Source organism: Vibrio sp. 1F279, assembly GCF_041439815.1.
Lineage (GTDB): Bacteria > Pseudomonadota > Gammaproteobacteria > Enterobacterales > Vibrionaceae > Vibrio > Vibrio tasmaniensis_A.
Map to the genome: position 1 here is coordinate 1 of NZ_JBGOOU010000044.1, position 19,912 is coordinate 19,912.

Annotated in this window: 18 protein-coding genes; 7 read left to right on the top strand and 11 right to left on the bottom strand. The window is 44.4% G+C overall.

Translation table 11 applies throughout. The features are described from left to right. Together ACED60_RS22310 and ACED60_RS22315 are read left to right on the top strand one after the other, a co-directional pair. Positions 1 to 204 (top strand): hypothetical protein (locus ACED60_RS22310; protein ID WP_371728514.1); only part of this gene is annotated, 204 nt, incomplete at its 5' end. Positions 205 to 212: 8 nt separating this feature from the next. Next, positions 213 to 887 carry a Crp/Fnr family transcriptional regulator gene (locus ACED60_RS22315; RefSeq protein ID WP_333918977.1) on the top strand — a complete coding sequence of 225 codons (675 nt, stop codon included), beginning with the start codon at positions 213 to 215 and terminating at the stop codon, positions 885 to 887. A 50-nt stretch (positions 888 to 937) separates the two neighbouring features. Here ACED60_RS22315 and tsgA read toward each other — a convergent pair whose 3' ends face one another. From tsgA to ACED60_RS22330, 3 genes are all read right to left on the bottom strand, one after another. Then, complete coding sequence (tsgA, locus tag ACED60_RS22320) at positions 938 to 2,110, bottom strand: MFS transporter TsgA (protein WP_371728515.1); 1,173 nt, start codon at positions 2,108 to 2,110, stop codon at positions 938 to 940. 72 nt (positions 2,111 to 2,182) lie between these two features. Continuing rightward, positions 2,183 to 2,890, bottom strand: coding sequence for a purine-nucleoside phosphorylase (deoD, locus tag ACED60_RS22325; RefSeq protein WP_371728516.1), 708 nt, complete (start codon positions 2,888 to 2,890; stop codon positions 2,183 to 2,185). Between the two features lie 267 nt (positions 2,891 to 3,157). Further along, entirely contained in the window at positions 3,158 to 4,081 is a 924-nt protein-coding gene (locus ACED60_RS22330) for a Tim44 domain-containing protein (protein ID WP_371728517.1), read from the bottom strand. Between the two features lie 197 nt (positions 4,082 to 4,278). Between ACED60_RS22330 and ACED60_RS22335 the strand changes: the two genes are divergently transcribed. From ACED60_RS22335 to ACED60_RS22345, 3 genes are all read left to right on the top strand, one after another. Beyond that, complete coding sequence (locus ACED60_RS22335) at positions 4,279 to 4,869, top strand: TetR/AcrR family transcriptional regulator (protein WP_371728518.1); 591 nt, start codon at positions 4,279 to 4,281, stop codon at positions 4,867 to 4,869. A gap of 17 nt (positions 4,870 to 4,886) precedes the next feature. Continuing rightward, positions 4,887 to 6,761 carry an MFS transporter gene (locus ACED60_RS22340; RefSeq protein WP_371728519.1) on the top strand — a complete coding sequence of 625 codons (1,875 nt, stop codon included), beginning with the start codon at positions 4,887 to 4,889 and terminating at the stop codon, positions 6,759 to 6,761. Positions 6,762 to 6,905: 144 nt separating this feature from the next. Continuing rightward, positions 6,906 to 7,826 (top strand): YeiH family protein, encoded by a 921-nt coding sequence (locus tag ACED60_RS22345; protein WP_029223440.1) that lies wholly within the window; start codon positions 6,906 to 6,908, stop codon positions 7,824 to 7,826. Positions 7,827 to 7,995: 169 nt separating this feature from the next. On the opposite strand, the gene ACED60_RS22350 is transcribed toward ACED60_RS22345, so the two are convergent. Together ACED60_RS22350 and ACED60_RS22355 are read right to left on the bottom strand one after the other, a co-directional pair. After that, complete coding sequence (locus ACED60_RS22350; protein ID WP_017100591.1) at positions 7,996 to 8,163, bottom strand: hypothetical protein; 168 nt, start codon at positions 8,161 to 8,163, stop codon at positions 7,996 to 7,998. Between the two features lie 106 nt (positions 8,164 to 8,269). Further along, a complete protein-coding gene (locus ACED60_RS22355) occupies positions 8,270 to 9,148 on the bottom strand; it encodes a LysR substrate-binding domain-containing protein (RefSeq protein ID WP_371728520.1) in 879 nt (292 codons plus the stop codon). Positions 9,149 to 9,341: 193 nt separating this feature from the next. Between ACED60_RS22355 and nagE the strand changes: the two genes are divergently transcribed. Next, positions 9,342 to 10,787 carry an N-acetylglucosamine-specific PTS transporter subunit IIBC gene (gene nagE / locus ACED60_RS22360; protein ID WP_371728530.1) on the top strand — a complete coding sequence of 482 codons (1,446 nt, stop codon included), beginning with the start codon at positions 9,342 to 9,344 and terminating at the stop codon, positions 10,785 to 10,787. Between the two features lie 154 nt (positions 10,788 to 10,941). Here nagE and menE read toward each other — a convergent pair whose 3' ends face one another. The 6 genes from menE to ACED60_RS22390 form a co-directional block, all read right to left on the bottom strand. Further along, on the bottom strand, positions 10,942 to 12,378 hold the full coding sequence (menE, locus tag ACED60_RS22365; RefSeq protein ID WP_371728521.1) for an o-succinylbenzoate--CoA ligase: 1,437 nt from the start codon (positions 12,376 to 12,378) through the stop codon (positions 10,942 to 10,944). A 52-nt stretch (positions 12,379 to 12,430) separates the two neighbouring features. Further along, positions 12,431 to 13,438: an o-succinylbenzoate synthase gene (gene menC, locus ACED60_RS22370; protein ID WP_371728522.1), complete on the bottom strand. Its 1,008-nt coding sequence runs from the start codon at positions 13,436 to 13,438 to the stop codon at positions 12,431 to 12,433. 75 nt (positions 13,439 to 13,513) lie between these two features. After that, complete coding sequence (menB, locus tag ACED60_RS22375; protein ID WP_010439547.1) at positions 13,514 to 14,380, bottom strand: 1,4-dihydroxy-2-naphthoyl-CoA synthase; 867 nt, start codon at positions 14,378 to 14,380, stop codon at positions 13,514 to 13,516. Between the two features lie 102 nt (positions 14,381 to 14,482). After that, positions 14,483 to 15,283, bottom strand: a complete 801-nt coding sequence (menH, locus tag ACED60_RS22380) for a 2-succinyl-6-hydroxy-2,4-cyclohexadiene-1-carboxylate synthase (RefSeq protein WP_009847272.1) — start codon at positions 15,281 to 15,283, stop codon at positions 14,483 to 14,485. Between the two features lie 9 nt (positions 15,284 to 15,292). Next, positions 15,293 to 17,017, bottom strand: a complete 1,725-nt coding sequence (gene menD, locus ACED60_RS22385) for a 2-succinyl-5-enolpyruvyl-6-hydroxy-3-cyclohexene-1-carboxylic-acid synthase (protein WP_371728523.1) — start codon at positions 17,015 to 17,017, stop codon at positions 15,293 to 15,295. Next, positions 17,014 to 18,321 (bottom strand): isochorismate synthase MenF, encoded by a 1,308-nt coding sequence (locus ACED60_RS22390; protein WP_029224036.1) that lies wholly within the window; start codon positions 18,319 to 18,321, stop codon positions 17,014 to 17,016. The genes menD and ACED60_RS22390 overlap by 4 nt, the downstream gene beginning before the upstream one ends. Before the next feature lie 295 nt (positions 18,322 to 18,616). On the opposite strand from ACED60_RS22390, the gene ACED60_RS22395 reads away from it, so the two are divergent. Further along, complete coding sequence (locus ACED60_RS22395; protein WP_009847275.1) at positions 18,617 to 19,849, top strand: pyridoxal phosphate-dependent aminotransferase; 1,233 nt, start codon at positions 18,617 to 18,619, stop codon at positions 19,847 to 19,849. Positions 19,850 to 19,912: the final 63 nt, after the last annotated feature.

Consider the following 19,912-nt stretch of genomic DNA (forward strand, 5'->3'; position numbering starts at 1 on the left):
AAATCTGCCGGCACTGCCTTCGATGGTTCGAATCCGTCTCCCTCCACCATATTCTCCTTAATTGGAAAATCGAAAAGCCAACTCATTGAGTTGGCTTTTTTCGTTTCTGTGTATAATATTTCACTGTACCCGTTACCTTTCTCGTTCAACGATCTTGATAACCTATCATCCAAGTTGAGAAACTTCTCTCAACAACTGAATTAAAATCAAATATGCAGCTACAAACCCTAGGAAAAGGTCGCTTCGAAACTGAGTGGACCGAAGACAAGCAACTAATCGAACAAACCATTCGTGATTGTATTTGTACGAGCAGAATATTTGAGGAAAATGAGAAGTTATTAACTCAAGGAGAGCATGTAGAAAACCTATACCTTGTTGATTCAGGAAGAGTTTCCATGGGGATGACGGCTCGAAACGGTAAAACATTTTTGCTAGGTACTCTCGAATGTGAGCAACAAGTTTTCGGAGAGATGGAATTCTTCACCGGATACCGCTGCCAAATGGATATTATGCCAATCGAGCCTGTTAGCGTATCTATCATTGATGCACAAAAACTAAAGAAGTATTTGTTAGAGCAACCTAGGCTTTCTCTCTATTTCGCTAGCGCTATCGCTATTGACTATCAAGACACAGTCGAGATCCTAACAAGGCGTCTTCTATATCCGATTACTTATAATGTTGCCTACGATATTTATCATCAATATTTGAATGATTTACCCGTCGACGGCTTTCAAAAAAATTACCTCGAAGCAGAACGTTTTGCTACAACTGATAGAGTCTACCGCCGCGCAGTGAAAGAGCTTGAGAGCAAAGGTTTTATTGCTAAAGAAAAGAAAGGACTAAGGATTCTTGATCTAGAAGGGCTTAGAAAGTTTGCGGAGCAATAAAGGCCTGCACAAATGCAGACCTTTTCGGTGTCGCTTAAACCGATAACTATTTATGCAGTTTGAGTTTGATTGGATTGGCTTGCTTTGTACTTTGTAGATGCAATAAGCATTACCAACACAACAGCATATATTGCAGGGATGGCATACATAACCGTTTGTAAGCCAACAATACTTTCCATCATAGAGCTAATCGCAGGGCTAAACATTGCACCAGCACTGCCGCTAACCAATATATAAGAAACATTCTTACTTGATGCATTGCGAACAAATGACACACCATAAGCAATGAAAGCATTATAAAGTGCAGCACAAGCAAATCCGTAACCATAAGTCAGGTAAGAGAGCCATTCTAGTTGGTTTGTAGTAACGATGACGCTCGTTATCACCATTGCAAGTGTAATGATCGTCAATAAGAAATACTGAATCTTCATACGCGACACAATGACAGTCGAAACTAAAGCACCAACCAACGCTGCTGACCAATACTGAGTAATAATGTTACCCGCTTGTTCAAATGGAATATCGAACTTCTCTTTCACAAACATTGGAGCCCAAGTTAAGAAAGTATAAAGGGCAAGCATTCCTAAGAATAATCCGATACCACCACTAATAATGCCGAAGTTCCATTCAGACTTTGATTCAGTTTGTGTTGCGCTTTCATCACTACATTGATTGAAGTTAGTCAGCAAAGCGATAAACATTGTTGCCAATGCAACCACGCCAACACTCAAGTAACTGATGCTCCAATTCATTGCATTAGTAAGTGCGTAAGTGGTGATCATTGGGAACACAACACCTGCAATGTTAAATGTCGCGTCTTGTACCACTAACATTGTGCTCTGAATTTTGTCTTTCCATAATGAAACGACAATAGTACCAGCGATACACAGACCAACACCGCCACAAAAACCAATGATAGCCATACATAACATCACGATCGATAACGAAGGTGCAATGTAAAGGCCTAATGAGGACAGTGCGATAATGCCATAGCACAACACCGTCATGCGTTTAATACCGACTTTTTCAATTAAGAAGAAAGCTGCAATAGTGCCGGCTAGTGCTCCACCATTTAATAAAGAAAATATTGATGCTACTTCATTTATATTCGCGTTAAATGCATTGGCTATTGGTTCGACCAACATACCAAATTGTGTCGCAAAGCCCGCCATAACGAAATTAGCGAGGAAACTGATAGCAGTGAGTGTCATTTTATTTTTCATTGTTCACTCCAAGGGCTCGTAGGTTAGATGTTTTAATTTGGGAGAGCTTAACTTTAAGCCCTCCACACAGGATTAAGCTTTGATTGCCGTTTCTAGAGCAATTTCAATCATGTTGTTGAATGAAAGCTGACGCTCTTCTGCTGTGGTCTCCTCACCCGTGATACAATGATCAGACACCGTCAGGATCGCTAATGACTCAATACCAAATTGTTGTGCTAGCCCGTATAAGCCTGCAACTTCCATATCGATACCAAGCACCCCAAAACGCTCCAAGGCAGGGATAAGATCTTCATCAGGATCGTAATAAAGGTCGCCAGTAAACACGTTGCCAACTTTTACGTCTATATTCTTCTCTTTTGCTGAAAGGTAAGCATCATGTAAAAGCTCAAACGTTGCCGATGTCGCCATTTGATAACCACTACTGCGCTTGGCATTAGTTGGAGAGTCTGTACCGGCGGCTTGTGCCAAAATCACATCACGCATCAAGACATTTTTCTGCGTTGCACCAACACTGCCGATACGAATAATGCGCTTAACACCGAAATCATTAATCAGTTCGTGGCCATAGAGAACCATTGATGGTACACCCATGCCATGCCCCATAACTGAGATGCGCTGCCCTTTGTAATAGCCAGTGTATCCAAACATGTTGCGAATATCAGTTACGAGTTTTGCGTCTTCTAAGTAGGTTTCAGCTATGTATTTCGCTCGTAGTGGGTCACCCGGCATAATTACCGTAGATGCGAAATCCTCAGCAGTGCCAGCAATATGTGCAGTCATAATGTTTCCTTATTTGTTTTGTTGGCGCAATCATAAGGAGCAATGGCACAAAGCATTGAGGACAAATGTCCGCTTTCAAAGTACTGCCTCTCAAATTTGAATCTCTCTATCAAAACAGAGAAGCAACGGTTCTAAGAACCTAGGTATGACTGGCTTGCTATCCTCAGCCCACAAAAAAGCCCCTGCTGATTTCTCAGCAGGGGCTTTCAATTATTTGGTGTCATTCCGAATAACTACATCCTATTGATGTTGAGTTAAATCCTGGAATTAACCTTGAATACCAACAATTAACCAAGGTGCATTGTTAGTTGTTAGATCACGCTCTAGGTGCCAGATATCAGTGATATCTTCTTCAACGCCATCCGCTGTGTCACGGTAACGACCGCCAAACTGAAGGCTTAACTGTGCTTTGCTACCATCGTGGTCTGCACGAACGATTTCAGCATCAACGTACATTACGTCAGTGTGCTGATCACCGTCTAGCTTATTACGCTCAGCTTTTAGGTCTTCAAATAGGCTTGGAGATACGTATTCTTCAATCGTGTTTAGTTCGTTGTGATTCCATGCACCTTGCAGTGTACGGTAGTGCTCACGAGAACCGTTGATGAATGCCGCTTGATCAAAGCCCGGTGGGTAGTTATGTGGAACATCGCTTTGTGCACCAAAACCGAAACCACCAGCGCTATTTTGCGAATGAGGTTGTGATTGAGGCTGTGCTTGCTCGAAGTTATGAACATTTGGTTGTTGCTTAGGTTGTTCAAACTTGTTCTGACCCATGCCGCCGAATGCTGGCTGTTGGCCGCGCGCATTCTGCTGATTCATTGAGCCCTGCTTCGCGCCCAACATTCCGCGTAGGAATTTAAACGCTAGGAAAGCAATCAGACCCATGATCAGAATATCCATGAACTGGATACCTTCAAATGCGCCACCAAAGAATGCAGCTAAAAGACCACCAGCAAGTAAACCACCTAGCAGACCGCCCATAAGGCCTTTCTTGCTAGAGTTAGCTGCTGCTGTTTTCTTGCCAGTTTGATCTTGTCGGATCGAATTTGTGTTTTGTTGTTTTGGTGCTGGAGCCGTTTTAAAGCTTTTGCCAAATGACTTACCACCACCAAACTTTTTCGCTTCCGCGATTGGCGTCACCGCGACTGTTACCAACAGGATCGCGACTAGTGAGAAAAATCGTTTCATTATTATCCTTTATAGGTTTTTTTATCTTTCGACACCTTAATCATACTCGTTAACAAAGAACAATGAAATATTCACGACGTTTACACATGTATCATAATATTGCGGCTATTAATTGATTACTAAACTAGCGAAGGGATTGACGGCACTCTGGGGCAGCATTAAAATATTGAACGATGTTCATTTAATAGAAAGTACTCATGGCAAGACGAAACGATCATACTCGCGAACAATTAGTGCAATTAACCTTAAAGACGGTAACCGACTTCTTAGAAGAGCACTCTTATCACGAGCTAAGTCTACGTAAAATTGCCAATATGATTGGCTATGTCCCTAGCACCTTGGTGAATGTATTTGGTAATTACAACCTACTCCTTTTACACGTTGTTGCTCAAACATTAGATGAACTGTCGTCCCAATCTGCTTCTGCTGTTGAACAATCGAGCAACCCTCAACAGGCTCTTTTTAATCTTGCATACTGCTATCACGATTTTGCACAAAAACACCCTCACCGTTGGCAGCTTATCTTTGAGCACAACATGAATGGTGAAAACCTTCCTGAATGGCAATCGAACCGTATTGATAGAATGACAGGTATGTTAGAGCAATTGCTGGTAGCTATTGCTCCTGAACACACAGAAAGCGAAGTCATTAAAGCCAGCCGTGTATTATGGTCTGGAGTACATGGAATTACTCTACTTAGCGTTGATGATAAATTTTTCGCCTCTGAACCTATCGATGGTAAAGCGTTGATCAATAACCTAATCTCAAACTACTTAACCAACTGGTAATCATTCAAGGAAAGACAATGAACAACAGCAGCCAATCTTCGCTGTTAACGCAAAAAAGGTTCCTACCCTACTTTATTACTCAATTTCTAGGCGCCTTTAATGACAACATATTCAAAAATGTTCTGTTACTGTTTGTTGCTTTCGCAAGCGTAGATACGCTGCCTATTTCCAGCAACCTATTCATTAATTTGGCCGCTGGTCTTTTTATTCTGCCCTTCTTCCTGTTTTCTGCTTTGGCTGGTGTACTGGCTGACAAATACGAAAAATCTTGGTTTATACGTAAAGTTAAGCTCCTTGAAGTGGCGATCATGTCACTGGGTGCGATCGGGTTTATCTACGAAAGCTACGGGATACTACTCCTACTTCTGGTCCTAATGGGAACGCAAAGTGCCTTCTTTGGCCCGGTGAAATACGCACTGCTTCCACAACAGTTAGAAACAAAAGAGCTGGTATCCGGCAACGCTTTAGTCGAAACCGGCACATTCTTAGCCATCCTTATTGGTACTCTAGGTGCCGGTATTATTGCATCTGAAGAAAGCGCGAAGCTCATTGCTGCGGTATGTATTGTTTCTTTCGCCGTGCTTGGCTATGTATCAAGCTGCTTTATTCCACAAGCGCCAAGTAACGCACCAGATCTGAAAGTGAAGTGGCAGCCAGTAAAGCTAACCCGCGCGACACTGGCGATTGCCAAAAAAGATCGCCCAACGTTTCAAGCTCTGATGTCTATCAGCTGGTTCTGGTTCCTTGGCGCTGCTTATCTAACTCAGTTTCCAAACTTCACAAAGCTCCACTTGAACGGCACTGAAAGCTCGGTTGCCTTTTTGTTAGCTCTTTTCTCGGTCGGTATTGCGATAGGTTCTTTGGCTTGCGATAAGTTGTCAAATCACAGAATTGAAATCGGCATCGTACCAATGGGTAGCCTAGGTATGTCGATTTTTGGGCTATTGATGGCGATATCCATTCCTGAGTCCTTGCCTGAGTTTACCTCTTTCCATCAATTCGTGACGTATTCAGAGCTGTGGCCGCTGTTTGCTTATCTTCTGCTCTTAGGTGTCTCTGGCGGTATCTTCATTGTTCCTCTGTATTCTCTGATGCAGTTACGAGCGAAACCAGATGAACGCGCTCAAGTGATTGCCGGGCTCAACATTTACAATTCACTATTCATGGTGGGAAGCGCCGTTTTGGGTATTGTTTGCCTGAGTGTTCTCGATCTTTCTATTCCACAGCTGTTTGTGTTGCTCGCGATAGGGAATACTTTGGTTATGCTGTACCTGTTTTATCAGGTGCCTATCTACGCTTTCCGTTTCTTTACATGGGTGGTCACTCACACCATGTACCGAGTTAAGCACAAGAACTTACACCATCTTCCAGAGAATGGCGGCGCATTGATCGTTTGCAACCATGTGAGTTATATGGATGCACTGCTTCTGAGTGCGGTTTGCCCTCGCTTGATTCGGTTTGTGATGGAAGAGGATTACGCCAAACTTCCTCCACTACGTCGATTCTTGAAAAGAGCAGGAGTTATTCCAATTTCCGCAACCAACCGAAACTCGATTAGAAATGCTTTCAAAAAAGTTGAACGAGCCCTAGATGAAGGGCACATCGTCTGTATTTTCCCTGAAGGCAAGCTAACCGCTGATGGCGAAGTAGCCGAATTCATGCGTGGCATGGAGTTGATTATCAAACGTTCTCCTGTACCTGTGATTCCAATGGCACTTAAAGGGTTATGGGGCAGTTACTTCAGTCGTTATAAAGGTCAAGCTTTCAAGGGGCTACCCACCCGTTTCAGGGCCAAGTTAGAGATAGAAGCTGCCGAACCTATGCTAGCCAAGGAAGCTTCATGCGACACTCTTCGACAGTCAGTCTCTGATCTTCGCGGCTCACTACGCTAAATAACCAACCCTTTATTCATATCAGCTGAACAAACGTTTAGTTTTACTTAACGTTTGTTCAATTCATTTAGACTTACTTACCATTGCGTTAAGCGTATAGTCTTCCACTACGCTGCCAATACTAGACGCGACGAATTAAATATAATGAATCTAAAAAAGTCTGTTCCATTTTATCTTGCTGCTCTGTTTTGCTTAACCCCATGGGTGAGTTCACCGACGGCACTCGTGATCGGTTTCCTTCTTGCGAGCTTAGGTTTAGTCCCTGAGCATCTAGAAGTAGGCAAACTCACAAAGAAGCTACTGGCCTACTCGATTGTCGGCTTAGGCTTTGGCATTCAGTTTGAGAAAGCATTAGCGGTCACAGGCGATGGTATTGGCCTCATTGTCACGACGATTATTGGTACCTTGGTCATTGGTTGGTTCTTGGCAAAACGCATGGGATTAGATCGCACCACGGGTTACCTTATCTCTTCTGGTACCGCAATTTGTGGTGGTAGCGCCATTGCCGCCGTAGCACCGGCCATCAAAGCTGATGATGAACAGATTGGCTTGGCGTTAGCCACTGTATTTGTGTTGAACTCGGTCGCCCTTTTCTTGTTCCCAATGATTGGCCATGCACTAGAGTTAAGCCAACAAACTTTCGGAACATGGGCTGCCATCGCGATTCATGATACCTCCTCTGTAGTCGGCGCAGCATCAGCATATGGCGAAGAAGCACTGACCACAGCAACCACATTGAAGCTCGCTCGCGCACTTTGGATTATCCCAATCGCGTTAGTCAGCGCAATGATCTTCAAGAACGATCAAAAGAAGATTACGATTCCTTACTTCATTTTCTTCTATTGCGCTGCTATTGCTGTTAGTGACTTGCTGCCACAATTTGAGATGGTCTATCAAGGTATCTTTGATGTGTCTAAGCGTGCATTGGTGGTATGTCTATTCTTGATTGGTTGCGGTATTTCAGTAGAGAAGCTTAAAGCCGCAGGGCCGAAGCCATTGATGTTTGGTATTACAATGTGGACGATGATTTCGACAGGCTCATTAGCGTGGTTAACTCTCGCTTAATCCGCCTAATTACACCTAATACGTAAAGAAACGCTTTAGGTGGTGTTTGGTTACCTAGACACTCAGATTAACGAGCAACAAAACAAAAAGGCGAAGCTCTAATGGGCTTTGCCCCTATCGTTTTTAGTGAAAATATCGTTTGTAGTAAAGATATTCTTTGTTACAACAATCACGAATCAAACAGGGGCTTATCACTCTTCTTGCTCTCTCTTTTCATTAAAACAAGTACCACAACCAGCACAAATGCAGTAAGTTCAGCCAATGAACGAGTCAGTCCTGACGAAACGAGCGCTTGGCCTATCTGCAGCAAAACCGCAATGATGAGGGCAACTTTCATAATAAGACCTTATTCTATAATCCGTTATTTATAGAGCTTATTATGATGGATGGTTATAAAGATAATAAATTCTGTTTTGAACTATCTAATTGCTAAATTAACTAACCTAGCGTAACCGCCCCTCTAGCCACTTAATAAACGTTCTTACCTTCGGTCGCTTTTCAGTGCCTAACGGACAGATCAATTCGTATCCTTTATCAGTATCCATACTTGGATAAGGCGTTATGAGCTCACCAGTCTCAATGTACGGCTTAACAAAATGATAGCGCCCCATTGCCACACCGATATTATGCAGAGCACTCTGCACGCCCATGTCTCGGTGGCTCACACAATAAAACTGCTCAAACAGATTTACATCGAGTTGATTGTGCTTAATCCAACGCTGCCACACATCAGAGCCTAGCGCATGAATGAAATTAATCCGGTGTAACGACTCTAAACCATCATCAAAGATATCGTGTTCAGCGGCATAACTCGGCGTACATACCGGAATATACTTTTCACCAAACAGACGCTGTCGATGCATGTCTTTTAGATCGTCAGCACCATAGTAAATTGCGACATCGAGATGATTTTGATGAAAATCCTGCTCTTCTTGCGAGAAGATGTTGAGATTAAACTTAGGATATCGCTGTTTAAAATCCGCCAATCTTGGCAGTAACCAACTGTTAGCAAATGCAGGACTGGTACCAATATTGATCTGACCGTACAAGTCGGTGTTGGTAATGTCTTCGATTTCGCCAAAAATAGAGCTCAACGACTTCGATAACGTGCGTTGAAAGCGTTGCCCTTCTTCGGTCAGCTCCAGCTTACGAGTCCCTCGTACAAACAAATTAAACCCAAGCTCTCCTTCCAACACTTTGATTCGATGGCTAACGGCTCCCTGAGTCAAATGCAACTTTTTCGCGGCTAACGTAAAGCTCATTTTCTCTGCAGCAACATTAAATGTATGAAGGTTTCTCAGTAAAGACTGATGGTTAGCCATACGAACTCATGCATTAAAAATTTTAATTCATAGTACTACCCGTTTCGTTTGTTTGCATTAAGAAATAAGTTTCTAATAGCCGCAGTTACTTAAAACCCTGCCTCGATCAATATTTAACTCCATACGTTGACGAGCAGAAACATTAAAAAAATTAATTACAAACTTAGGGGCACGTATGAATATACTTGGGTATATGCAAAAAGTAGGTAAGGCATTGATGGTTCCCGTAGCCACACTGCCAGCTGCAGCAATCCTTATGGGGATCGGCTACTGGTTGGATCCTGTTGGTTGGGGTTCAGAGAGTATTCTGGCCGCATTCTTGATCAAATCAGGAGGCGCGATCATCGACAACATGGCGGTTCTGTTCGCAGTGGGTGTTGCCTTTGGTTTAAGCCGTGATAAGAATGGTTCTGCGGCACTGTCCGGTTTTGTGATGTTCCTCGTCGTGACCACGCTACTGGCTCCAGGCTCAGTTGCTCAATTAATGGATGTTGAACTAAGTGAAGTGCCAGCAGCATTTGGAAAAATCAGCAACCAATTCGTAGGTATCATTGTCGGTATTATTTCCGCTGAAATCTATAACCGCTACTCCACCGTTGAGCTTCCTCAAGCTTTAGCTTTCTTCAGCGGTAAGCGTTTGGTTCCTATCCTTACCTCAATCGCAGGTATGGCGCTCTCTTTTGCTCTGCTAAACATCTGGCCTGCTGTTTACGATGCTCTGATCGTTCTAGGAATTAAACTAGAAAGCATGGGCGCTGTGGGTGCCGGTCTGTTTGGTTTCTTCAACCGTTTGTTCCTATCCGTTGGTATGCACCACGCACTTTACCCTGTGTTCTGGTTCGACGTTGTAGGTATTAACGATATTCCAAACTTCCTCGGCGGTGCACAATCTATCGCTAACGGTACGGGTATTCCGGGTAAAACAGGTATGTACCAAGCGGGCTTCTTCCCTATCATGATGTTTGGTCTACCAGCAGCAGCATTGGCGATGTACCACTGCTCTGATGCGAAAAACAAGAACCAAGTCTTCGCAATCATGCTTGCCGCAGCAATGGCTTCGTTCTTCACAGGCATCACCGAACCTCTTGAATTCAGCTTTATGTTTCTAGCACCTGTATTGTTCCTAGTGCACGCTGTGTTAACAGGTCTGTCGCTTTACATTGCAGCAAGCATGGAATGGATGGCAGGCTTCGGCTTCTCTGCAGGCTTTGTTGACTTAGTGCTATCAAGCCAAAACCCGTTAGCGACTAACTGGTATATGTTATTAGTTCAAGGTGTGGTGTTCTTCGCGCTTTATTACGGTATTTTCCGTTTCGCTATCATCAAGTTCAATCTACGTACTCCGGGTCGTGGTGAAGAGATGGAAGCAGAAAGCGAGACAGAATCTCCAGAAGCGTTAGTTAGCCTAACCAACAACTACATCGAAGCTATTGGTGGTGCAGACAACATTCTAGCAGTGGACAACTGTATTACTCGCTTACGCTTAACAGTAAAAGACTCGTCATCAGCAGACAGTGACAAACTGAAAAAACTAGGTGCTGCAGGCGTCGTGCCTATTGGAAAAGGCGGCCTACAAGTCATTATCGGTTTAGGTAAGGTAGATAAGGTTGCTGAACAAATGAAGAAGGCACTCGCTTAAACTAAACAGCCAGATGCAAAGATAAAATCCTTAATGACCAGATAGAATATTAAGAATTTGTGATGGTTTCACCACCATCACCACCATCACAACCCCCTGAAGCGCAATTACGACTAGTCACCGTATATTGCGCTTCGTTTTATTGTTCTCAGTTCTATTTAGAACGTATCTGCTGTAACCATTGTGCCAACCCTGCGCGTGAAACCTTAATACCTAGCTGTTCTTGATGAGGCATTCGATAGTACTCGACAGGAAATTTGAACCGTTCAAGACGGCCATTTAATTGCTCGGCAAACCATTCTTTAATTGGTAAATCCGTACAATCCACAATAGCGACAGGTCGAAACCCGAACTCATCATCTTCAATTGGAACGATAAACGCCTGATTGATTAAAGATAACTGATTCAGTGCTCGTTCAATTTCTTCACAGTGGATATTCTCACCGCCAGAAATAAACTGATTATCAGCGCGACCAATAATCGACACTTGTTCGACATCCCATTCGCCGAGGTCTTTACTGTCGAACCAACCGTTCTCATCCACCAACGGCGTAACCTCACCCTGATAGTAGTAACCAGAAGCAAGCGTATTGCCGCCAATAAAGATACGTTGATCTTCAATTTTTAACTGGCGTTGGTCGAGAACAAAACCTGCAGTATTACTAGAATCGACTGGCTTCGCGGTCACTGTTGAAGCCGCTTCTGTCATACCGTATCCAAGCCAAGTTTCAATGCCCATTTGTTGAGCTTCAAGCCCTAGCGCTTCTGGGATATGGCTACCGCCTAAAAGCACATGAGTTAAAGTAAGTGCTTGCTTACTCTGCAATAACCTATGTAGTTGAGTAGCCACTAAAGAGGCATGGCTGCAACCTTCAATGTCTGTTTCAAGCTGACCTGTGCCTATTTTGATGCAGCCACCAGCCGCTAACCAACGATGGACAATTGCTAATCCCGATACATGGTACATCGGTAAGCTAAGCAACCAAGTGTCAGCTTGTTCAAAGTTGAAAACGTCTAGTAAACCCTGAGCTGAACATAAGTGTTGCTGCAACGTGTGAGCCACCGCTTTCGGGTTTCCGGTAGAGCCAGAAGTGAATACGATGCTCGCAAGGTTTTGAGGATTAAAGTTGGAGTCTTGAGATGTCGTTATCCTATTATCATCACCATCGACCTTCACTTCATCTAAGCAAGACAAGGTCACCAACTGAGTATTCAAATCGACAGTCTCTGATTGCTCTATCCCGCTACTGTCCAAAAGCCAAAGGTAGCTTTGTTGACCTGCTTGATATAAGGAATCGAGCTTTTGCTTCAGGCGTAAGCTAGGCTGAGGCATGGTGAAAGCGCAAATAACACCCAAATTGAGTGCGGCAAGATAAGCAGGAATCACTTCAGCTTGGTTCTTACCGACAATCGTAAGGACATCACCTTTAGATAGGCCTTGATGAGATAGCTGTTGTTGGTACTCACTCACCAGCACAGACACTTGCTGCCAAGTGTAAGCGCGGTTAGGAATCACTAACGCTGCTTGATGTGGGTTCTGCTGCGCCCACTGTACCCAGAGCGGGTGAGGATTAGATTGTGGGCGCATCATAAGATAACCAAGCTATAGATTGAGAACGGTCTAAGCCAATCGAACGATCAGCCTAAGAAGACCAAATCAATTGCTGTTGTTCAAGCGTTGAAACAGGAAGCTGACAACCCGGCCAAGAGACTTCTAGCTGTTGCTGATACAAGCCAATCGTATCAAGCCCTGGAACTTCATTAGGTAAGTACTGTTGTGCCAATCGAGCAATCTGAGTTAAGCCAAGGCTAGACTCTATGCTTGAACTTAGTACAGGTTTAATACCAAGTTGTTGCGCGCGTTCAATGATAGCAACACAACGCTCTACTGAGCCAATCAAGGTTGGTTTAATCACAACCGCCTTAACACCCGTTAAGTCACTAAGGTTAAACTCTGGACTTCTTACCGCTTCTTGCAGTGTTTCGTCCCATGCAATCGCAACACCGTGGTCAATAGCAAAAGCTAAGCTATCTTCAGGCTTCTGGCAAGGCTCTTCAATAAAGCTAATACGTTGACGCAGTGACGGCGAAATGTACTTGATGAACAGCTTCGCTTTCTCTGGTTTCCACGCACGGTTGGCATCAAGCCTTAGGGTCAAATCAGGGATCGACTCAAGGAATAAGCTGACCAGCATGCCATCACGAATCGCTTCGTAGAGACCGACTTTTACTTTGGCGACCTTCTCGCCTTTCATTTCATTCAGCACAGGGATCAATTCATCTGGATCGCCTGTACACAAAGGCGCTGCTTGGTAGTTACCTTCAGCATTGAGTTCGCCTCGTAATTCCATCATCGCCATCGAAAAACCGAAGGCAACAGAAGGATATAACTCATCAAAAGGCGTTTGAGGGTTATTGTGGATCCAAAGCTCTAATTCGTGTTGCAGCTGAATGCCAGCTTGTTCAGCATCTTCTTGGCTAAAATCTGGCAAAGGAGCAACTTCGCCAAAACCAGTTTTACCATCACTCTCAAGTTGGATGATATAGCCAACGCGTTCGTTCAACTTATTGTCACGAAGAATCACACCACTATCCATAGGTAATTGATAACGGTAGAGTTTAGCGTGACGCTGAGAATTCACTGAGTTCATAAAGTTTCCTAAAAAACGGGGAACATCAAAACAAAACGAGCCGCTATTAGCGACTCATTTTAAAGAAGAGAAAGACTATGGGTTACGCGGAAATTTGTCGAAATCAGGTCGACGTTTCTCGTTGAATGCGTTTCGGCCTTCTTGGCCTTCTTCTGTCATGTAGAACATCATGGTTGCGTTACCCGCCAACTCTTGAAGGCCTGCTTGGCCGTCACAGTCTGCGTTTAGTGCGGCTTTCAAGCAACGCAGTGCCATTGGGCTGTGTTGAAGAACTTCACGACACCAACGAACCGTTTCTTTTTCTAGGTCAGCAACAGGCACTACTGTGTTTACTAGACCCATGTCCAATGCTTCTTGAGCATCGTAGAAACGACACAAGAACCAGATCTCACGCGCTTTCTTTTGACCAACGATACGAGCCATGTAAGAAGCACCCCAACCGCCATCGAATGAACCTACTTTAGGACCCGTCTGACCGAACTGAGCGTTTTCAGCTGCGATAGTAAGGTCTGCCATCATGTGAAGTACATGACCGCCACCGACTGCCCAACCCGATACCGCTGCGATAACGGGTTTTGGACAAGTACGAATTTGACGTTGGAAATCAAGCACGTTCAGGTGATGTGTACCTGAATCATCTTGATAACCGCCGTAGTCACCACGGATACTTTGGTCACCACCAGAACAGAACGCCTTCTCACCAAGACCCGTCAAAATGATTACGCCAACCTTCTCGTCGTAACGAGCGTCAGCCAATGCATTGATCATCTCTTTTACGGTTTGTGGACGGAACGCATTGTGGACTTGAGGACGAGCAATCGTGATTTTCGCAATACCGTCGTCAGACTTGTGGTACTGAATATCTTCAAATTGACTGCTTTCATCGCGCCAGTTAACTGCTGCGTAAAGTTCTTCTTCTGTGATGCCTACTGTTTTAGCCATGGTGATTCCCATTGTTCTATTAGAGACCACGACTAACGAATAGTCGTGACGGTGTTGCTCTGCTTTTGATAGTGCTTGATACGAGAGAACCGCTCAGTCAGTTTAGCGGCGACTGGCGATACATTGGATGATCAGGTTGGAAAACAACTCTGGTTGCTCAAAATGAACATTATGACCAGCGTAATCAACCTGACTATATTCAAAGCCACTATTCTCAGCTAGCTCCATGAATTTACGATCTTTTTCACCACACACATAATGCAATTGATGCTCATGAGATTTCAATGTGGCACGTAAATCCGGTTGCTTAGCTAACGAAGTAGATAACAACATATTTGCTACGGATACTCCAAGGTTACCACTACGCTTTATGACCAAAGTTTGTCTTTGCTCATGATTTAGTGAAGAAAAGACGCTTTGTTGATACCAATCGTCTAAAACATCTTCAATCGACTGCTGCGCAAAACGGACAGCCCATTGCGTATCATGTACTAACCTTTGTGCTCGTTCTTCATCACGCTCCAGACCAAAGTTGCCACCTTCAATAATGACTTTCTTAAGATTGAGCGTTTCGAAGCAAGGGCTTGTCACCCCATACATGGCAAGCCTACCACCCATAGAGTAGCCAATCACCACGATAGGATAATCCGCAGGAAGATCGTTGAGCGCAAGTTGAGAAGTGATGCACTGAACGATTTTCTTGCAGCAATGATCAAAGCCTACCGGATCGATAAAGCGACTTTGTCCGTGCCCGGGCAAATCTATGCAAAGACGAGGAAACTCCTCTAGATATGGATGACATGCGCTCCAATCATCCCCGCTTCCGAGTAAACCATGTAGAAAAACAAGCAAAGGTTTGTCAGAAGATTCTTGTACAGCTGGGTAATAATTGGAGTAAAGCATGTTAAGTCCTTAGGCTAATGCCTCGATGAGCATTGCACTGAATTGTTTCAACAAAGTAGCCGCTTGTTCGGGAGGCGTCTTAACTTCAACGAGCAAGGTGCCCTGACCCTGCTCGAAATGTTGTTCGATAATAGTTTGGTAGCCGTTCAAGGTTTCTGGCGCAGCATAACCAAGCTGGAATTGCGCAGCGGCATGTTCAAAACTGAAACCATGAGGCATTTGATAAAGTGACTGTTTTTGCTGCTCTGGTACAGGCAACAAATCAAAGATCGCACCACCGTCATTGTTTGTCACAACAATAACCATCGGCGTTGAATTATGAGTCAGCAGAGCCAGCGAATTGAGGTCGTAGAGCAAAGAGGTATCACCAATCAACATCAACAACGGATTCTGGTTGATTTTCAACACGCCCGCAGCCGTTGCCACTAAGCCATCGATGCCCGATGCGCCACGATTACTGTAAACTTGATTTGCAGATATTGATGACAACATATCCACCAGCCTTACCATCAAGCTGTTTCCCACAAACAACTCTCTGTCTTTAAGTCTAGTCGACAAGTCAACTGCAACGCTCAACTCGGTCAGTTGGTCATTATTGGATATTTGTGCCAATGCCAATTGTTGAACCGTATTCGCGATTTCGACCAAAGGTGCAGCCCAACCTGCATGTTGACCTAACAAGGTAGGTAAATGCTGTTCTGACACCCATGACTCGATATCAGCAACGATATGGGTTTGAGGCAGATGATCTTGGTTGATTCGGTGCGTATCTGGTGACACAACAATGTATTGTGACGAGCAGAATGATGAAGCTTGCGACTTTATCCAATGATTAAGGCGCTTAGAAACGATACGCTCACCAAATTGGAGAATAAAATTACACTGATTTAGCTTCTCTTTGGCTGAGCTACTTTGTAACCAGAGATCATAATGCTTCCAATCACTGTTCACGCCTGATTGAGGGTCACAAAAAACTGGCCAGCCTAATGCAGTGGCAAACTGCTGAGCTTTTGTCGCTTTTTCAATATCGAGCGAACCGAGAATAACCACACCCTTACGTCCAAGATACTCACCTGGAGCAATCGGTTGTGTATTCACTTGATTAGGTAAAAACGTTTGGCTGTAACAACCTGTTCCCGATTTCCACCCAGAGATACTGGATGTGTACTGTGCATACATTTCAGCGCTACTTGTTGAATACAAAGGCTCAGGAAATGGACAGTTGATATGAATCGCACCGCCAACACTTTGTTGGTTCGCAAGTACGCTATCAACCGATGTCAGAAGCCAATTCAAAGAAGTCTGTGTTGTTGGGCTGGGCAGATTTAAAGAGCTTTCAACATGAGACGAAAAGATACCCTGTTGCTGAATTGCTTGATTCGCCCCACAACCAACCAAGTCTATTGGTCGATCAGACGTCAGCAAGATCAGCTTCTCTCGTGTCAAACCCGATTCAGCCGTCGCAGGAAGAAGGTTCGCAACGGCTGTACCAGAGGTAACAATCACGGCAACTGGCTTATCACTCGCTTTAGCTAAACCTAGAGCAAAAAAACCGAGACCACGCTCGTCAAAGTGCGTGTGTAAAGTTAACTTTGGATTGGCTTCGGCTTCGAGTGTCAATGGTGTTGAGCGAGAACCCGGTGCAACACAAACATGTTCAATACCGCTGCGTGCAAGCTCCTCCAGTAACGTCTTACACCAAACTCTATTTAATACGGCTTGGTCATGATTCATGATGCGACACCCAGTAATGGATGGTCTGAAATTAGGCTAAGTAAAGTTGACATCTTCTTATTCAATTCTTGCCACTCATATTCGGCTACAGATCCCGGCACGATCCCCGCACCCGCAAACAGTTGTACCTGATCGTTTACAATCAAGGCACTTCGAATCGCTACACAAAATTCCGCTCTCTGATGGCTGATATAACCCACAGAACCAGCATACCACCCTCGAGCAAACGGTTCGTGTTCAAGAATGAAATCCATCGCCTCTTTACGCGGTAAACCAGCCACCGCAGCAGTCGGCTGTAATGCAGCAAGCAACTGTACACCGTTAACGCCATTGTTAAGCTGGGCGTGGATATTACGCTTAAGATGCTGCACCTTACGCAAGCGCACAAGACGCGTATCCTTTTCAACATGAACCGTTTGAGAATGAGGAGTGAGGCGCTCAATGATGTCGTCAACCACATACTGGTTCTCATTGAGGTTTTTAGTGTCTTGTGAAAGCCAGTTTGCTAGTTCCATATCCTCGGTCGAGTTTTCTCCTCGGCCAATGGTTCCTGCAAGCGCTTCCGTATCAAGCTCACTACCATATCGGCTATATAAGCGCTCAGGCGTCGAACCAATGAAACTGTGTTTAGAGTCCAGTACCAACATAAAGTGGAAACTGTGATGATTTTGCAAATAGCTGGCTTTAAGCAACTGAGCCGCGCAGATTGGCGCATCCAATTGCAATGTGGTTTTACGCGCTAAAACGACTTTCTTGTACTCTTCGTCGCTAATGCCTTTCAGCACTTTATCGACAAGGTTGCCCCACAGCTCTCGTTCTGGAACGTGGTTAATCTGCTCAATGTGCGCTGACAAAGGGGCCAATATCGCCGCTTCGACAGAAAGCTTATTTAGAGCATTAATAGAAGCAACGCGATCAGGAGATAAGTTGACGGCTAACGACCAAGTCTTGTCAAAGCGGATCAGTTCAACCTGAGGAAGGAAGAAAAACGATTCCATGCAACGACGGTTTTTTGCGGTGTGCCCGTCAAACGAGCGCCCACCCCAGATTCGTTGGTCTTCACCAAGAATTGCGTACGCGGGAGCGGGATCAGAAAAAGTATGTAATTGCCCGAGCGCAACGACCTCTTCACGAGTATCACGTGACTGCCAATAAAACTTAGGAAAGAGTGGTTGAGCATGAAGCCATTCAATAAATGCAAACGATGGTTTTTGCGTTAGAACTTCAACACAACGCACTTCGCTTGCTTGGGCATTTTGTACTCGCTCAATCAAAGCGGAGACAGTTTGCTGGAAATGTGACAAATCGACCTCGTTCACATCTAAATTATTATTATATTAGTTTGATACTTTATGGGCAGCACCAACTTAGATCAAGAATGTACGATATCTTTCGAACATTCGTGTGATTTTAAGCGATCCCGCCTCTTTATTCATCTTAGCCAACAACAAACAAGCGATTAATTAAAATTTAGAAAAGAGTGACAACAAAAAGACCAAACGTGACACTGAAATACGACATTCATCAGATTTTTATTCTATCAAACCCCGTTTTGCGGTACTTTAATAAAGTATTTAAATTAATTTTAGGAAATCGGCAATGCAAAATATCGGGATGTCGTCAAAACTCAACAGCGTATGCTACGAAATCAGGGGGCCTGTACTCAAACATGCTAAGCGTATGGAAGAAGAAGGGCATAAAATACTGAAGCTTAATATCGGTAACCCCGCCCCATTTGGTTTTGACGCCCCTGATGAAATCCTTGTTGATGTAATCCGTAACCTACCGACATCTCAAGGTTACTGTGACTCAAAAGGCATCTATTCAGCCCGCAAAGCGGTTGTTCAACACTACCAGAAAAAAGGCCTCCGTAACCTTGATGTAGAAGATGTTTACATTGGTAACGGCGCATCAGAGCTTATCGTTATGTCTATGCAAGCGCTACTGGATAATGGTGATGAAATCTTAGTTCCCGCTCCGGACTACCCACTATGGACAGCGTCTGTTGCGCTTTCTGGCGGCACGCCGGTTCACTACATGTGTGATGAAGATGCTGATTGGTATCCAGATCTAGACGACATGCGAGCGAAGATCTCACCAAAGACTCGCGGCATCGTTCTTATCAATCCGAACAACCCAACGGGCGCGGTATACAGCCGTGATTTCCTATTACAAGTTGTTGAGATTGCTCGTGAGCACGGTTTGATCATCTTCGCTGATGAAATCTACGACAAAGTACTTTACGACGGTGCGGTACACACTTCAGTTGCAACGCTTGCCGAAGACGTACTCATGGTGACATTCAACGGTCTGTCTAAGGCTTACCGTGTATGTGGGTTCCGTGGTGGTTGGATGTTCTTAACGGGTCCGAAACACATCGCGAAAGGCTATGTCGAAGGGCTAGAAATGCTCGCCTCGATGCGTTTGTGTGCCAACGTGCCAATGCAACACGCGATCCAAACCGCGCTCGGCGGCTATCAGAGTATTAATGAACTGATTCTGCCAGGCGGCCGACTACTTGAGCAACGCGACCGCGCATGGGAGCTAATCAACAAGATCCCTGGCGTTTCTTGTGTGAAACCAAAAGGCGCGATGTACCTGTTCCCTAAGATCGACACCAAGATGTACAACATCAAAGACGATCAGAAGTTTGTGCTCGACTTCCTTAAGCAAGAGAAGGTGCTATTGGTTCAAGGTACGGGCTTCAACTGGCCGAAACCGGATCACTTCCGCATCGTGACTCTGCCGCACATCGAAGATCTAGAAATCGCGATTGGTCGCCTAGAGCGCTTCTTACAGACCTACAGCCAAGACGACCTCATCGAAGGTTAAATAGCACAAAGAAAGATGGCTACAATTTGCTGTTTTAAAAGACTTTAACTTGTATTCATTCAC

Bases quoted from the DNA above. Each gene is read 5' to 3' on its own strand.
- ACED60_RS22315 (WP_333918977.1), top strand. From the start codon at position 213: ATGCAGCTACAAACCCTAGGAAAAGGTCGCTTCGAAACTGAGTGGACC.
- tsgA (WP_371728515.1), bottom strand. From the start codon at position 2,110: ATGAAAAATAAAATGACACTCACTGCTATCAGTTTCCTCGCTAATTTC.
- deoD (WP_371728516.1), bottom strand. From the start codon at position 2,890: ATGACTGCACATATTGCTGGCACTGCTGAGGATTTCGCATCTACGGTA.
- ACED60_RS22330 (WP_371728517.1), bottom strand. From the start codon at position 4,081: ATGAAACGATTTTTCTCACTAGTCGCGATCCTGTTGGTAACAGTCGCG.
- ACED60_RS22335 (WP_371728518.1), top strand. From the start codon at position 4,279: ATGGCAAGACGAAACGATCATACTCGCGAACAATTAGTGCAATTAACC.
- ACED60_RS22340 (WP_371728519.1), top strand. From the start codon at position 4,887: ATGAACAACAGCAGCCAATCTTCGCTGTTAACGCAAAAAAGGTTCCTA.
- ACED60_RS22345 (WP_029223440.1), top strand. From the start codon at position 6,906: ATGAATCTAAAAAAGTCTGTTCCATTTTATCTTGCTGCTCTGTTTTGC.
- ACED60_RS22350 (WP_017100591.1), bottom strand. From the start codon at position 8,163: ATGAAAGTTGCCCTCATCATTGCGGTTTTGCTGCAGATAGGCCAAGCG.
- ACED60_RS22355 (WP_371728520.1), bottom strand. From the start codon at position 9,148: ATGGCTAACCATCAGTCTTTACTGAGAAACCTTCATACATTTAATGTT.
- nagE (WP_371728530.1), top strand. From the start codon at position 9,342: ATGCAAAAAGTAGGTAAGGCATTGATGGTTCCCGTAGCCACACTGCCA.
- menE (WP_371728521.1), bottom strand. From the start codon at position 12,378: ATGATGCGCCCACAATCTAATCCTCACCCGCTCTGGGTACAGTGGGCG.
- menC (WP_371728522.1), bottom strand. From the start codon at position 13,438: ATGAACTCAGTGAATTCTCAGCGTCACGCTAAACTCTACCGTTATCAA.
- menB (WP_010439547.1), bottom strand. From the start codon at position 14,380: ATGGCTAAAACAGTAGGCATCACAGAAGAAGAACTTTACGCAGCAGTT.
- menH (WP_009847272.1), bottom strand. From the start codon at position 15,283: ATGCTTTACTCCAATTATTACCCAGCTGTACAAGAATCTTCTGACAAA.
- menD (WP_371728523.1), bottom strand. From the start codon at position 17,017: ATGAATCATGACCAAGCCGTATTAAATAGAGTTTGGTGTAAGACGTTA.
- ACED60_RS22395 (WP_009847275.1), top strand. From the start codon at position 18,617: ATGCAAAATATCGGGATGTCGTCAAAACTCAACAGCGTATGCTACGAA.